The organism is Bradyrhizobium xenonodulans (assembly GCF_027594865.1).
GTDB lineage: Bacteria > Pseudomonadota > Alphaproteobacteria > Rhizobiales > Xanthobacteraceae > Bradyrhizobium > Bradyrhizobium xenonodulans.
The window spans coordinates 7,844,072-7,856,569 of record NZ_CP089391.1 but is presented as its reverse complement, the minus strand read 5'-3'; the positions used below and the strand labels follow the sequence as shown (position 1 = coordinate 7,856,569).

General features: G+C 65.1%; 13 protein-coding genes and 1 other RNA gene. 8 read left to right on the top strand and 6 right to left on the bottom strand.

What is annotated here, in order from left to right:
• Positions 1-69: 69 nt before the first annotated feature.
• Positions 70-924 carry a transporter substrate-binding domain-containing protein gene (locus I3J27_RS37110; RefSeq protein WP_270163754.1) on the bottom strand — a complete coding sequence of 285 codons (855 nt, stop codon included), beginning with the start codon at positions 922-924 and terminating at the stop codon, positions 70-72.
• Between the two features lie 184 nt (positions 925-1,108).
• Here I3J27_RS37110 and ffs point away from each other — a divergent pair.
• The 5 genes from ffs (at position 1,109) to I3J27_RS37085 (ending at position 4,533) form a co-directional block, all read left to right on the top strand.
• Positions 1,109-1,205, top strand: an RNA gene (ffs, locus tag I3J27_RS37105) — signal recognition particle sRNA small type.
• Positions 1,206-1,298: 93 nt separating this feature from the next.
• A complete protein-coding gene (locus tag I3J27_RS37100) occupies positions 1,299-3,113 on the top strand; it encodes a DNA polymerase III subunit gamma/tau (RefSeq protein WP_270163753.1) in 1,815 nt (604 codons plus the stop codon).
• A gap of 31 nt (positions 3,114-3,144) precedes the next feature.
• The gene (locus I3J27_RS37095; protein ID WP_270163752.1) at positions 3,145-3,465 is read left to right on the top strand and encodes a YbaB/EbfC family nucleoid-associated protein; all 321 of its coding nucleotides are present in this window, start codon (positions 3,145-3,147) and stop codon (positions 3,463-3,465) included.
• Between the two features lies 1 nt (position 3,466).
• Positions 3,467-4,069: a recombination mediator RecR gene (recR, locus tag I3J27_RS37090; protein WP_027561562.1), complete on the top strand. Its 603-nt coding sequence runs from the start codon at positions 3,467-3,469 to the stop codon at positions 4,067-4,069.
• A gap of 26 nt (positions 4,070-4,095) precedes the next feature.
• Positions 4,096-4,533, top strand: a complete 438-nt coding sequence (locus tag I3J27_RS37085) for a hypothetical protein (protein WP_270163751.1) — start codon at positions 4,096-4,098, stop codon at positions 4,531-4,533.
• A 134-nt stretch (positions 4,534-4,667) separates the two neighbouring features.
• Here I3J27_RS37085 and I3J27_RS37080 read toward each other — a convergent pair whose 3' ends face one another.
• The 3 genes from I3J27_RS37080 to I3J27_RS37070 form a co-directional block, all read right to left on the bottom strand.
• Positions 4,668-6,023: an AmpG family muropeptide MFS transporter gene (locus I3J27_RS37080; protein WP_270163750.1), complete on the bottom strand. Its 1,356-nt coding sequence runs from the start codon at positions 6,021-6,023 to the stop codon at positions 4,668-4,670.
• 182 nt (positions 6,024-6,205) lie between these two features.
• Positions 6,206-6,508 (bottom strand): GIY-YIG nuclease family protein, encoded by a 303-nt coding sequence (locus tag I3J27_RS37075; RefSeq protein ID WP_270163749.1) that lies wholly within the window; start codon positions 6,506-6,508, stop codon positions 6,206-6,208.
• Positions 6,509-6,596: 88 nt separating this feature from the next.
• Positions 6,597-7,796 carry a DNA recombination protein RmuC gene (locus I3J27_RS37070; protein ID WP_270163748.1) on the bottom strand — a complete coding sequence of 400 codons (1,200 nt, stop codon included), beginning with the start codon at positions 7,794-7,796 and terminating at the stop codon, positions 6,597-6,599.
• Positions 7,797-7,989: 193 nt separating this feature from the next.
• Between I3J27_RS37070 and def the strand changes: the two genes are divergently transcribed.
• From def to truA, 3 genes are all read left to right on the top strand, one after another.
• The gene (gene def / locus I3J27_RS37065) at positions 7,990-8,514 is read left to right on the top strand and encodes a peptide deformylase (RefSeq protein ID WP_270163747.1); all 525 of its coding nucleotides are present in this window, start codon (positions 7,990-7,992) and stop codon (positions 8,512-8,514) included.
• Positions 8,515-8,524: 10 nt separating this feature from the next.
• The gene (gene fmt / locus I3J27_RS37060) at positions 8,525-9,448 is read left to right on the top strand and encodes a methionyl-tRNA formyltransferase (RefSeq protein ID WP_270163746.1); all 924 of its coding nucleotides are present in this window, start codon (positions 8,525-8,527) and stop codon (positions 9,446-9,448) included.
• 118 nt (positions 9,449-9,566) lie between these two features.
• On the top strand, positions 9,567-10,304 hold the full coding sequence (truA, locus tag I3J27_RS37055; protein WP_270163745.1) for a tRNA pseudouridine(38-40) synthase TruA: 738 nt from the start codon (positions 9,567-9,569) through the stop codon (positions 10,302-10,304).
• 174 nt (positions 10,305-10,478) lie between these two features.
• On the opposite strand, the gene dapE is transcribed toward truA, so the two are convergent.
• Positions 10,479-11,645: a succinyl-diaminopimelate desuccinylase gene (gene dapE / locus I3J27_RS37050; protein ID WP_270163744.1), complete on the bottom strand. Its 1,167-nt coding sequence runs from the start codon at positions 11,643-11,645 to the stop codon at positions 10,479-10,481.
• The gene (locus I3J27_RS37045; RefSeq protein WP_270163743.1) at positions 11,642-12,289 is read right to left on the bottom strand and encodes a DUF805 domain-containing protein; all 648 of its coding nucleotides are present in this window, start codon (positions 12,287-12,289) and stop codon (positions 11,642-11,644) included. The genes dapE and I3J27_RS37045 overlap by 4 nt, the downstream gene beginning before the upstream one ends.
• Positions 12,290-12,498: the final 209 nt, after the last annotated feature.

Sequence of the window (12,498 nt, the reverse complement as noted above, 5' to 3'; positions counted from 1 at the left end):
CTCTCCCGCAAGCGGGAGAGGGAGAGAAGCGAAGTGCGCCGCGCCAGCCGGACCCAAACTCATTACACCTTAGAGCGACACGCCCGGCGGAATGTCCGCTTCCGTCACGCCCACCAGCTCCATGTTGGTGATGATGGCGTTGCGGATGAAGCCGAGGCCCTTGTTGAAGTCGATCCAGGTGTTGACGTAGTCGCGCCAGGTCTTGTCGGTCTCGCGGCGGAAGCCGGCGTTGGACGTCGTCGCAAAGATCGGGGTCGGCAGCACGAGCTGGCCGAGCGAGGGGTTCTTCTTCAGCACGGTCAGCGACAGCATGGTGATCAGGCATTGCGCGTCGACGCGGCCGGTCTGCAGCGCGGCGGTGGCATCGTCCGCGGTCTTCAGCCGGGTGATCTGCGCCTTCGGCGTCAGGCGGCTGACGACCTGGTCGTGCGAGGAGCCCTGGTCGACGGCGATCTTGATGTCGGGCGAGTTCAGCTCGGCCCAGCTCTTCGGCTTGAAGTCCTTCTTGCAGAGGATGGCAAAGGCGTTGTTGAAGACCGGCACCGAGAAGTCGATCACCAGCGCGCGCTTCGGGGTCGGGTTGAGGCCGAAGAAGATGTCGATCTTGTTGGCCTGCAGGTCGAGCACCGAATTGCCCCAGGTGGTTTCGGTGATCTCGAGCTCGGCCTCCATGTCGTCGGCGAGCGCCTTGGCGATGTCGACGTAGAAGCCCTTCCACTGTCCGCTGGACAGATCCTTCATGTAATAGGGCGCGCCGCCGCCGACCGCGCCGATCCGCATCTTCTTGGTCCGGCGGATGCGGGCGAAGGTCGATTCGTTGGGATCGGCGGCTTGCGCCACGGCGGGCGAAGCCAGCGCGCCCGCGGCCGCCGCGCCGATGGCGCCAAGTCCGACAATCGATGCAACATCACGACGTGTAACCATTGGGATCAATCGCTTTTCTGGTTGGACGGAGTTCCACCGAGCGTTCTTATCAAGGCGGCCGAGGCTGCGAAAGCACAGCCTATTGGCTGGGCAAGTCAGGAATTGCCCGGAAGCTGGGCAAGATCAAGCCGTTCGAGCTGATACCCGCTTGCTTTCCGCTCCCGTTGGCCCCAAATAGAGACCGGGAGATTGGCGGTGGACGAGCCACTCGCCAACCGGGTCAGGTCCGGAAGGAAGCAGCCCTAACGAGGTCCGGATCGGGTCGCTCGTCAGTCTCCTACCTGTTTTTTGAGCGAATTGCGCCGGCGGGCTTCCCGCCAGCGCGCTCCTTTCCGCAAAAGCCGGCCAACAGACATTTCATTGCGGATCGACCGATGACCGACGCTGGCGCCCCTCCCAATCCTGACAGCCAGGCCGGAAACGCACCTTACCGGGTGCTGGCGCGCAAATACCGCCCCTCCTCTTTCGACGATCTGATCGGCCAGGAGGCTGTGGTGCGCACCGTCTCGAATGCGTTCGAGACCGGGCGCATCCCGCAGGCCTGGATACTCACCGGCGTCCGCGGCGTCGGCAAGACCACCACCGCGCGCATCTTGGCCCGTGCGCTCAACTACGAGATGCCGGACGGTTCGGTGAAGGGCCCGACCATCCACATGCCGACCCTCGGTGTGCATTGCCAGGCGATCATGGAAAGCCGGCACATGGATATCCTGGAGATGGACGCCGCCTCGCATACGGGCGTTGACGACGTCCGCCAGATCAATGACAGCGTGCGCTACGCGCCGGCCAGCGCCCGCTACAAGGTCTACATCATCGACGAAGTCCACATGCTGTCGACGGCGGCGTTCAACGCCTTCCTGAAGACGCTGGAGGAGCCGCCGGAGCACGCCAAATTCGTGTTCGCCACCACCGAGATCCGCAAGGTTCCGGTGACCGTGCTGTCGCGCTGCCAGCGTTTCGACCTGCGCCGCGTCGAGGCCGACGTGCTGATGAAGCACCTCGCCAATATCGCGACAAAGGAAAACGTCGAGATTGAGCCGGAAGCGCTCGGCATCATCGCGCGCGCCGCCGAAGGCTCGGTGCGCGACTCTCTGTCGCTGCTTGATCAGGCCATCGCGCATGCCGCAGGCACAGTGAAGGCCGACGCGGTCCGGCAGATGCTGGGCCTCGCCGACCGCACCCGCGTCATTGATCTCTTCGACTCGCTGGCGCGCGGCGACATTGCCGCCGCCTTCAAAGAGTTCCGCGACCAATATGACGTCGGCGCCGATCCGATCGTCGTTCTCTCGGACCTCGCCGAATTCGTCAATTTCGTCACCCGCGTGAAGATCGTGCCGGCCACCGCCGACAATGTCGCCTATGGCGAGACCGAGCGGGTGCGCGCGCGAGACTTCGCGTCCAAGATTTCCATGCGCGTGTTGTCACGGATGTGGCAGATGCTGCTCAAGGGCATCGCCGAGGTGCAGGCGGCGACGCGCCCTGCCGCGGCCGCCGAGATGGTGCTGGTGCGCATCGCCTATGTCGCCGACCTGCCGACACCGGACGAAGCGATCAAAATGCTGGAGCAGAGCGGCGGCGGCTCGCCGGTCGTGAACGGCGGCAGTGCTGCGCGCAGCAGCGCGCCGGCCGCGCCGATGGCGTCCGCAGCGCCGGTTCGCATGCCGACCTCGTCGCCGTCTTCGTTCGGCGGCGGCGCCCGGCCGCAGATGGCGGCGCCCGCAGCCAGCCCGCAAGCTGTTCCGCCCCAGCTGCGCATCACCAGCTTCACCCAGCTCGTCGCGCTCGCCGGCCAGAAGCGCGACATCATGACCAAAGGCGCGCTCGAAGGCGACATGCGCCTCGTGCGTTTCGAGGAGGGCCGGCTGGAAGTCGGGCTCGAGCCGAACGCCTCCAAGACCATGATCTCCGAACTCGCGCGCAAGTTCGAGCAGTGGACCGGCCGGCGCTGGACCATCATCGTCTCCAACGAGCAGGGCCAGCCGACGCTGCGCTCGGTGAACCAGGCGGCCAAGCAGGAACATGCGCGCTCCGCCGAGGCCGATCCGCGCGTACAGGAGGTGCTGTCGCGTTTCCCCGGCGCGAAGGTCGTCGAGGTCCGCAGGCTTGCTCCCGAGGCGCCGGAGTCCAATATTAACGCTGACTATGGCAGTGACGATCCGCCCGACGGTTCCGAAGGCGACGATCTCTAGAGCCTATCTTTCTTTCCAAGGACGAGCACCGATGGCTGATTTTCTCGGCATGATGAAGCAGGCGGCGCAACTGCAATCCAAGATGCAGGAGATGCAGGACGCGCTTGCCAATGTGGAAGTCGAAGGCATCTCCGGCGGCGGCCTCGTCGTCGTGCGCATGACCGCGAAGATGGACGTGAAGGGCATCACAATCGATCCCTCGCTGATGAAGGCCGAAGAGCGCGAGGTGCTTGAGGACCTGCTCGTCACCGCGCTCGGCGATGCCCGCCGCAAGGCCGAAACCGCCGTGCAGGAGAAGATGCAGTCGCTCACCGGCGGGCTCGGCCTGCCGCCGGGGCTGTTCGGCCAGTAAGATGGGCGCGGTTGCAGGTCCCGAAATCGAGCGGCTGGTCCAGCTCCTCGCACGGCTGCCGGGCCTCGGTCCGCGCTCGGCGCGGCGCGCGGCGCTGCACCTGATCAAGAAGCGCGAAGCGCTGATGATGCCGCTGTCTTCGGCCTTGCAGGTCGCGCTCGACAAGGTCCAGGTCTGCAAGACCTGCGGCAACATCGACACGCAAAATCCCTGCACGGTCTGCACCGATCCGAAGCGCGATCCAGCGATCATCGTCGTCGTCGCCGACGTTGCCGATCTCTGGGCGCTGGAGCGGGCCAATGCGACCCAGGGACGCTATCATGTGCTGGGCGCGACATTGTCGCCGCTCGACGGCGTCGGCCCGCAAGACCTCACCATCGACGCGCTGGTCGCGCGTGCCCACGCGGCCGAGGTGCACGAGATCATCCTGGCGCTGAATGCCACGGTCGACGGTCAGACCACGGCGCATTACATCACCGACCTGCTCCAGGACGCCAATGTGAAGGTGACGCGGCTTGCGCATGGCGTGCCGGTCGGCGGCGAGCTTGATTATCTCGATGAAGGTACGCTATCGGCCGCGATGCGGCAGCGCACCCTGTTCTAGCCATCCAGACTTACGGAACGGACGACATGACGAAACTTTTCGCCACACGATCGGCTTTGGTCGCGACGATGATGCTGCTGGCGAGCCCGGCCATCTCCGCGCAGCAGGACGACGGGGCGCCGCCGCCGTCGAAGCCCGGCAAGCCGATCAACGCCGGCGAGGTGCTCTCGGGCGAGTTGAACGCAATGAAGGTGCGCGACGTCAAGAACGCCGGCAAGCGCATCGCGACCTATCAGATCACCTCCGAGCCGCGCCGCTTGCCGCCGCCGAACGGGCTGTGCAATCTCGAGACCGGCCCTGAGACGTTCCAGCTCGTCACCTCCAGCGACGCGCAGGCCACGCAGCTGAAATCGTTCGTCGGCAAGGAGATCTCGGTCAAGGTCGACGAGATCGCCTGCGCCAGCGATCCCGGCCAGATCAGCGAGGCCGTGATCACGAAGTGGAGCCTGATCAGGAAGCAGTAAAGGGGGCGTCTCTCCACGATTCCGGTGTCATCGCCCGCGAAGGCGGGCGATCCAGTACGCCGCGGCTTCTCGGTCAATCACGACCGTCTCTGGAATACTGGATGCCCCGCCTTCGCGGGGCATGACAGTGGTTGCTACACCCTTACCGGCCCCAACGCCTCAAAATGCCCGCGCTTCTGCAGCCAGGCCAGCAGCACCAGGCTCGGGATCGCCACTAGCACGCAGATCACGAAGAACAGCGGCCAGCCGGTCATATCAGCCACGAAGCCTGCGCCTGACGAGAGATACGTCCGCCCCACCGCGGCCAGAGCGGTGAGCAGCGCATATTGCGTCGCTGTGTGCAGCGGGTTCTGGCACAGCGCCGACAGATAGGCGACGAAGATCACGGTGCCGATGGCGCTGGTGAAGTTCTCGGCGCAGATGGCGAGCGCCAGCGCCCATTGATTGGTGCCGACCACTGCGAGCCAGGAGAAGGTCAGATTGGCCAGCGCCTGCACCACGCCGCCGATCCAGAGCGATGCTGCCAGCGGATAGCGCCGCGCGACAAAACCGCCGGCAAAGCCGCCGATCAGTGTCGCAGCGAGGCCGACGCCTTTCACGATCGCCGCATAATCGTTGCGGGTGAAGCCGAGGTCGATCACGAACGGCGCCGTCATGGTGCCCGAGAACGCGTCGGTGAACTTGAACAGCACCACGAAGGCGAGCGCGGCGAGCGCGTCCTTGCGCGACAGGAACTCGGAGAAGGCGCCGATCGCTGCGTTCAGCACGCGTGCGAACGCGGTCTCGGTTTGCGTCGCAGCTTCCGCCCGCACCGATTGCTCGGGCTCGGTCGCGACCAGCGCCGTGATCGTCCCGATCAGCACCATCGCCGCCATCACCACATAGCCCCACATCCAGGCCGAGGTGCGCGTGAGGCCGGTGCCCTCGAAGCCCGAGACGATGAACAGCGCGCCCGCGGTCGAGACCAGCATGCCGATGCGATAGGCGGCGACGTAGGCGGCCATGCCGGCGGCCTGCTCGCTCTCGGGCAGGCTCTCGACGCGGAAGGCGTCGACGACGATGTCCTGCGTCGACGACGTCGTCGCCACCAGCAGCGCGCCGAGTGCGACATAGAACGGCGAGCGGGCGGGGTCGGTCAGTGCCAGCAGCAGGATCGCGACGATCAGCAATAGCTGCGAGAACAGCAGCCAGCCACGCCGCCGCCCGAAGGCGCGCGTGAACAGCGGCACATGCAGCGCATCCACCAGCGGCGCCCATAAAAATTTCAGTGTGTAGGGCGTGCCGACCAGCGCAAACAGCCCGATGGTCTTGAGGTCGACCCCGGCCTCGCGCATCCACACCAGCAGCGTCGAGCCCGACAGCGCCAGCGGCAGGCCTGAGGAAAAGCCGAGGAACAGCACGATCAGCACCCGCGGCTGCAGGTAAACGGCCAGGCTGTCGCGCCAGGAGGTGGCGGGGGCGGTGGGCGAGGTGGCGTCGGGTGCAGTCATGGGGGCGTGTTAGCAGATTCTGGGGGAAAAGACTCTGGCGGTAGCCGGTGAGGCGGAAGCTCTCAACACCCACTCGCTGTCATCGTCCGCGAAGGCGGACGATCCAGTACTCACCAGCGTCTCGGTTCAATCACGACCGCTGCGGCGTACTGGATGCCCCGCCTTCGCGGGGCATGACGCCATCATGGTGAGCCGGCAATCTCGTGATACAGATCATCCCAATTCGGATTGTTCTTCTCGATCAACCGAACTTTCCAGGCTCTGTTCCACTTCTTCAGCCGCTTCTCCCGCTTGATCGCATTCTCGGGATCATCGAATTGTTCGAAATAGACCAGCCTGGCGACGTCATATTTTTCCGTGAAGCTCTCGATCAGCTTTGATTTGTGCTCTGCCACGCGGCGGATGAGATCATTCGTTACGCCGATATAGAGCGTGCCGCCGATCTTGCTGGCGAGGATGTAGACGTAGTAGCAGCGTTCGCCCATCTGCCGTCTCTGGAATACTGGGTCGCCCGGTCAAGCCGGGCGACGACAGCGGTGTTGGGGCGGCAGCTTACCGGATCGTGGAGCAGAATCACTCCCCCGCCTGGAGCTTCCTTGGGAACAGCTCCGCCGCCCCCGTCGCGACGAGATGCGGGCCTTCCGGTGCGTCGGTCTTGCTGAAATCGAGCTCCTCGATTCGCCCGGCGCGCTTCTCGATCTTGTCGGCGGAGATCAGCACCTGCCGCACGTCCTCGTTCACGTCGGCAAAATGCTTCTGCAGCTTCAGCACGCGGTCGCGCAGGCGTCCCAAATCGTCGCCGAGCTTGATGACCTCAGTGCGGATCTGGTCGGCGGCATCGCGCATGCGCGCGTCCTTCATGATCTGCTGCATGACCTGGATCGCCAGCATCAGCAGCGACGGCGACACCAGCACCACACGGGCGCGGTAGGCCTTCTGGATCACGTCGTCGAAGCCGTCGTGGATTTCCGCGTAGACCGATTCCGACGGCACGAACATCAGCGCCATCTCCTGGGTCTCGCCGGCGACGAGATATTTTTCGGCGATGTCGCTGACATGCTTCATGACGTCGCCGCGCAGCCGCTGCGTGGCGACCCTGCGCTCCTCGTCGGTGCGCGCGTCGTGCAGCGCGGTCATCGCTTCCAGCGGAAATTTTGCGTCGATGCAGAGCGGGCGCTGATCGGGCAGGAACACCACGCAGTCGGGCCGCTTGCCGGTCGAGAGCGTGAACTGGAATTCGTAGGCGCCCTTCGGCAAGCCGTCCTGGACGATCGCCTCCATCCGCGCCTGGCCGAAGGCGCCGCGCGACTGCTTGTTGGCGAGCACGTCGCGCAAGGTGGTCACCTGCGTGGTGAGGTCGGTCAGGTTCTTGTGGGCGCTGTCGATGATGCCGAGCCGCTCGTGCAGCGCGCGCAGGCTCTCCATGGTGTTCCGGGTGGTGTGCTCCATGGACTGGCCGACACGATGGGTCACCGAATCCAGCCGCTCGTTGACCGCGCGCGCCATCTCGGCCTGGCGACCGGCCAGCGCCTGGGTCATGGCGTCGGCCCGCCCGGCCGCCTCGCTCTGGGCGTGCAGCACTTGGCTCAGGCGCTCCTCGAGCTCGTCGGCCCGGATCGCGCTCGCCATCGCGAGTTCCGCGCCGCGCCGCCCCGAGCGGGCGATCACCACGGCAATCACCACCAGCAGGATGAGGACGAGGGCGCCAAAGCCGATCAGCGCATCGATGGTGCGCACCGGCCAGTCGCCAGCCAAGAAAATGATCTCGTTCATGCCCGCTTGTAGCCGATTCGGCGCCTGCCGCGAACGAATAGCGAACGTTATGGGTTAATCGCCTCCTAATTTTTATGGTTAATCATCTCTTAATTTTCATGGTTAACGAAACCTGAAGTTTTATGGTTAGCGGAGGGTTAACGGGGTTCCCGGCCGCATTGACCGCATCGGGCGCGCGGATTAAATCGCGGCCATGGCCCTCCGAGAAATCATCATCCTGCCCGACAAGCAGCTGCGTCTGGTCTCCAAGCCGATCGAAAAGGTCACGCCGGAGATCCGCAAGCTTGCCGACGACATGTTCGAGACCATGTACGACGCGCCCGGCATCGGGCTTGCCGCGATCCAGGTCGCGCAGCCGTTGCGGCTGATCACCATGGACCTCGCCAAGCGCGACGAGAACGGCGAGACCACGCCGCTTCCGCGCGTCTTCATCAATCCGGAGATTCTCTCCGCCTCGGAGGAGCTCTCGGTCTACGAGGAGGGCTGCCTCTCGATCCCCGAATATTACGAGGAGGTCGAGAGACCGGCGAAGGTGCGCGTCCGCTTCACCGATCTCGACGGCAAGGTGCACGAGGAGGATGCCGAAGGCCTCTACGCCACCTGCATCCAGCACGAGATCGACCACCTCAACGGCGTCTTGTTCGTCGACTATCTGTCGAAGCTCAAGCGCGACCGCGTGATCAAGAAGTTCGAGAAAGCCGCCAAGCGCGCGGAGTGAGGTTCCGTTGATGCCCCTCCGCCTGATCTTCATGGGCACGCCCGATTTCTCCGTGCCGACGCTGCTCGAGCTGGTCGCGCATGGCCACGAGATCGTCGCCGTCTACACCCGCGCGCCGAAGCCTGGCGGGCGGCGCGGCCTGCAATTGCAGCCGACCCCGGTCGAGGAGGCCGCGCGAAGACTCGGCATTCCCGTGCTGACGCCGAAGACGCTGAAGACACCGGAAGCGCGCGACGAGTTCAGCGCCTTCGACGCCGATGCGGCCGTCGTCGTTGCCTATGGCATGATTCTGCCGCAGGCGATCCTCGATGCGCCGAAGCTCGGCTGCTACAATCTGCATGCTTCGCTCTTGCCGCGCTGGCGGGGTGCGGCGCCGATCAATCGCGCGATCATGGCCGGCGATGCCGAGAGTGGCGTGATGGTGATGAAGATGGACGTCGGCCTGGACACCGGCGATGTCGCCATGGCCGAGCGCCTTCCGATCACCGACACGATGACCGCCGTCGACCTGCACGATCGCCTCTCCCGCCTCGGCGCCGATCTGATGGTGCGCGCCATGGCCGCGCTCGCCCGCGGCGGGCTCCAGCTCAAGAAGCAGAGCGAGGACGGCGTCACTTACGCTGCCAAGATCGACAAGGCCGAAGCGCGGATCGACTGGACCAAACCGGCGCGCGCCGTGCTGCGCCACATCCATGGCCTGTCGCCGTTCCCCGGCGCCTGGGTCGAGCTCGAGAGTGCGCGCGTCAAAATCCTGCGCTGTGAGCTCGCGAAAGGCTCGGGTGCGCCGGGCGAGGTGCTCGACGATCTCCTCACCATCGCCTGTGGCGACGGCGCCATCCGCATCATCGAGCTCCAGCGCGAAGGCAAGGGCCGGATGCAGGCCGCGGACTTTTTGCGCGGCGTACCGCTGAAAGCAGGCGCCAAATTCACCTGACGCTGTCATACCCCGCGAAGGCGGGGTATCCAGTACGCCGAGGCTTCTCGGCTGAATAGAGATGTCTCGGAGTACTGGATCATCCGCCTTCGCGGATGATGACACCACCCGGATTGAGATGCCCCGCTACAAGCTCACCATCGAATATGACGGCGCGCCGTTCTTCGGCTGGCAGGTGCAGGAGACGCTGCCCTCGGTGCAGGGCGCGCTGGAAGCGGCCGTGAAGGCGATGACCGGAACGGACGCGCGGGTCCATGGCGCCGGCCGCACCGATGCCGGCGTGCATGCGCGCGGCCAGGTCGCGCATGTCGACATCGACAAGCAGTTTCCGCAGGGCCGCTTTCGCGATGGTCTCAACGCGCATCTGCGCGCGCATCCGGTCGCGGTGCTCGAGGCCGAGATTGTGCCCGATACGTTCGAGGCGCGCTTCTCGGCGGTGAAGCGCCACTATCGCTACCGCGTCGTCAATACCCGCGCCAATCTCGCGCTCGATGCCGGCCATGCCTGGCGCGTGCCGCGTCGGCTCGACGCCGATGCGATGCATGCGGCGGCCCAACGCCTGCTCGGCAGGCACGATTTCACGACCTTCCGCGACACCGAATGCCAGGCCAAATCGCCGGAGAAGACGCTCGACCAGCTCGACGTGACGCGTGACGGGCGCGAGATCACGATTGTCACCTCGGCGCGCTCGTTCCTGCACAGCCAGGTGCGGTCGATGGTGGGCTCGCTGGTCTGGGTCGGCGAGGGCCGCTGGACCGCGGACGATCTCTCCGCCGCGCTAGAGGCCCGCAACCGCGCAGCGTGCGGCATCGTGGCGCCGCCGGATGGGCTGTATCTGATGAAGGTGGATTATTGAAGTTGAGTAACGGCGCGGAGAGCCCGCACTCTCACCCGCCCTCGGTGTCATGCCCCGCGAAGGCGGGGCATCCAGTACGCCGCGGCCTCTCGGTTCAATCACTGCCGTCTCTGGAATACTGGATCGCCCGCCTTCGCGGGCGATGACGGCGCTATTTGTGGCGGCAGGAGCGCCCTACCCAAAATACCGCGTCAGTATTCCCCGATACACCCGCGTCAATTTCTCCAGATCCGTCACCGGCACCCGCTCGTCCACCTGGTGCATCGTCTGGCCGACCAGGCCGAACTCGATCACCGGGCAATAACTGGAGATGAAGCGCGCATCCGAGGTGCCGCCTGATGTCGACAGCTCCGGCTTGCGGCCCGTCACCTCCTCGATCGCGGCGACGGCGAGATCGGTGAACGGGCCGGGCTTGGTCAGGAACACGTTGGAGTTCGAGGGCTCCCAGACGATGCGGGCCTTGATGCGGTTGCCGCAGGCTTTTGCAAGGCGCGTCTCGACCAACTCGCGCAGGCTCGCCTGGGTGTGGTTGTCGTTGTAACGGATGTTGAACTTGGCGCGGGCCTCGCCGGGGATGACGTTGCTCGCCTTGTTGCCGACGTCCACTGAAGTGAATTCGAGGTTGGAGGCCTGGAACTGCGCGCTGCCATGGTCGAGCGGCTCATCGGAGATCGCCACGATCAGCCGCGAAATGTCCGGCACCGGGTTGGACGCGCGGTGCGGGTAGGCGACATGGCCCTGCACGCCGTCGACATACAGCGTGCCGGATTGCGAGCCGCGGCGGCCGACCTTGATGGTGTCGCCGAGCGTCTCGACGTTCGAGGGCTCGCCCAGCACGCAATGATCGAATCTTTCGCCGCGCTCGGCGGCCCACTTCAGCAGCTTGATCGTGCCGTTGATGGAAACGTCTTCCTCGTCGCCGGTGATCAGGAACGAGATCGAACCTTTTCCGTCCGCGCGTGGCTTGCCGCCATTCGCGGCGAGATGCTCCAGCACGGCGGCGACCGAGCAGGCGATGCCGCCCTTCATGTCGACCGCGCCGCGGCCGTGCAGAAAGCCGTCCTTCACCTCGCCCGAGAACGCGCCGACGCTCCAGGCGCTCTCGTCGCCTGCCGGCACCACGTCGGTGTGGCCGGCAAAGGTGATGTGCGGACCTTCAGTGCCGATCCGCGCATAAAGATTGTCGACGTCGGCGGTGCCTGCCTCCGAGAACGTCACGCGGTGGCAAATGAAGCCGGCGGCGTTCAGAGCTGTTTCAAGCACGCCCAGTGCACCGGCATCTTCAGGAGTTACCGAGGGACAGCGGATCAGATCGCGGGCAATCGAGAGAGCATCGGTCATGCGCCCCGCTTAACATGCATGCCGCCGGGTGGGCTAGCGCTGGGCGGGACAATTTCGAGCTCGCTGCTCTGGTCCCAGCTTTTCGCAGTCGGTGCGGCAGAGCTGCCCTCGATGTCCGCCAGCGGGTCGGGGCCAAACCGGTTGTGACCGGAGGTGCCGGGTATGCAGAACATTTCGACGAGGCCCCAAAACCACGGAACATGGATGATCCAGGCGAGCGCAACAAACCAGTTGGATTCGGTAGGCAACAGGTCCGAGAATTGGTCGAACAGGGCGGGCACGACGAAGAACGGGACGAGCCACCAGCCGCTCCGGTCGCGATCGTGCAGCCGCTTGATCGCGGTTGCGAGGTAGATCCACAGAAACAGCGAGGTGCCCAGCACTTTGAGGATGAGGGGCGCGCGGTCGGTGGAAGCCAGCAGACGATAGGCCCGGGGATCGACCGCGTTGAAGATGTCGTCGATGCCGAAATCGAAGTCGAGCTTGAGGTTGAATGCGAAGGTCGAGGCCCCGTTCAAGACCTTGATGGCCTGATCGATCATCCCGAGCATGCAGGCCAGCAGCATGACGATCAGCAGCGCCTGCCACAGCAAGGCGCGGTTGATGCGGCCGTCGAAGCGGAAGAGGTACCAGGTCCAGTCCATGCGCGAGGCTCCGGGCGGTGCAGGCCGCCCGGAAATTGGTCGCGATGGAGGGAGGGTGGGTTCGATAAGGCTATGGGACCCGTCATCCTGAGGTGCTCGCGTAGCGAGCCTCGAAGGATGAACGGCCGGGATGCAGCTACCAGCCGGGCCGTCGCCCTTCGAGGGCCGCTGAAGGGGCGGCCACCTCAGGGTGACGGATTACATCCTGC